Annotated in this window: 1 protein-coding gene and 1 pseudogene; one reads left to right on the plus strand and one right to left on the minus strand. The window is 68.0% G+C overall.

Translation table 11 applies throughout. From position 1 onward, the window contains the following. Positions 1-273 (plus strand): annotated as a pseudogene (locus AC2VOK_RS16845) (hypothetical protein); the annotation flags it as partial. On the opposite strand, the gene AC2VOK_RS16850 reads toward AC2VOK_RS16845, so the two are convergent. Further along, positions 239-1,489, minus strand: coding sequence for a cytochrome P450 (locus AC2VOK_RS16850; protein WP_428901504.1), 1,251 nt, complete (start codon positions 1,487-1,489; stop codon positions 239-241). The pseudogene AC2VOK_RS16845 and the gene AC2VOK_RS16850 sit on opposite strands and share 35 nt — an antisense overlap. Between the last annotated feature and the right edge of the window lie 296 nt (positions 1,490-1,785).

The raw sequence follows: 1,785 nt of genomic DNA on the forward strand, positions 1-1,785 counted from the left end.
GGCATCTGCGGGCTCGCGGCCGCCGCCGTGCGCGCGCTGTTCCCCTCGCTGTCGCCGGTGGGCCGGGTCGACTGCGTCACGGTGCGCGCGCCGTGGCTCGACGCGGGCGGTGACGGATGGTCAGTCGCGCGGCGCGGCCGCGTCGTCGCGTTCGTCGGCGCCAACCTCATGAAGTTCGGCCCGCTGCTCGGCGAGTTGCTCGCCGAGGCGGCGCTGGGCGACGAGCTGCCGGGCGAGCTCACCTCAGTGAGTAGCGGATCGGCAGGCGCTTGACACCGCCGACGAACGTCGCGGCGACGAGCTCGGGCGCGCCGGCCAGCTCGATGCTCTTGAGCCGCGGAATCAGTTCGGAGAAAAAGCTGTTCATCTCCATGCGGGCCAGCGCCGCACCCAGGCAGAAGTGCACACCGTAGCCGAACGACAGGTGCTTGTTGGGATCCCGGCCGACGTCGAACCGAAACGGGTCGGCGAACACGTCCTCGTCGCGGTTGGCCGAGACGTAGGACAGCAGCACGGATTCGTCCTTGGCGATCGGTATGCCGCGCACCTCGGTGTCGGCCTGAGCGGTGCGCATGAATTCCTTGACCGGCACCACCCAGCGGATCATCTCCTCGACCGCGGTGCCCATCAGGCTCATGTCGTTCTGCAGCCGCGCCAGCTCGCCGGGGTGCTCCAGCAGTGCCAGCAGCCCGCCGGCAATGCCGGCGCTGGTCGTGTCGTGACCGGCGCTGGCCACGATCACGTAGTACGACGCGGTGTCCATGTCCGACAACGGTTCCCCGTCGATCGTGGCGTTGGCGATCGCCGAGGCCAGGTCCTCGGTCGGGTGCTCGCGACGCGAGGCGGTCAGCGCCGCGAAGTAGTTGAAGAAGTCCAGCAGCACGGCCAGCATGTCCTCGGGGGTGCCGCCGCGCTGGAATTCGGTGTCCTCGCCGCCGAACATCTCCTGGGTGAGTTTGAGCATGCGGGGGAAGTCCGACTCCGGCAGGCCCAGCAGCGAAAGGATCACGTACAGCGGGTAGTTGACCGCGATCTCCTGCGCGAACTCCAGCTCCGGGCCCTTCTCCAGCATCTGGTCGACATAGATCTTGGCCAGCTCGTCGCAGCGGGCCTTCAGCGCCCGCATGGCCGCCGGGCGGAACCAGTCCGCCCCGACCTTGCGGATGTCCCGGTGATGCGGGTCGTCCATGTGGATCAGAGTGCGCAGCCCGATGCCGGCCTCCCGGTCCGCGCGCAGCTTCTCGTCGAGTTCGGTGTTCATCAGCAGGGGGCGCGGGTCGTTGGTGAACAGGTCGTTCTGCCGCTCGATGTCCATGATGTCGGCGTGCCTGGTGACCGCCCAGAACGGTTTGTATCCCTCGACGTCGACCCAGGACACCGGGGCATGGGCGCGCAGGTGGGCCAGCGCCTCGTGCAGCCGCTTCTCGTCGGTGTAGGCCTCAGGGTCGGTCAGCAGCCGCGCGGCGTCGTCCATGATGCGGGTGCTCATAGGTGCTCCTTGGGTCGGGTTCGCCGTCTCACGGAATCTAGAACGGATTCGTTCCTGAATTATGGCGCGTCGCGCGCGTGCGTCAAGATTTGACGTCCTCCCCGCAGTGAAACTGCGGGGATTCCTCGTGCCGGCCAGCTGTCTCGATAGGCGTTCATGCGGCTATCGCCGAGGGCTGGTCGGTAGTGGAGGTTCGCGCCGAGCGGCTCTGTCGCATCGCGGCCTTGGCTTTACGCCTGGCTTTGATGCGCGCCACGGACCTCCGCGAGGGCGGATGCCTGCGGCCTCGCCGCTTG

The organism is Mycobacterium sp. TH-M116, from assembly GCF_057473685.1.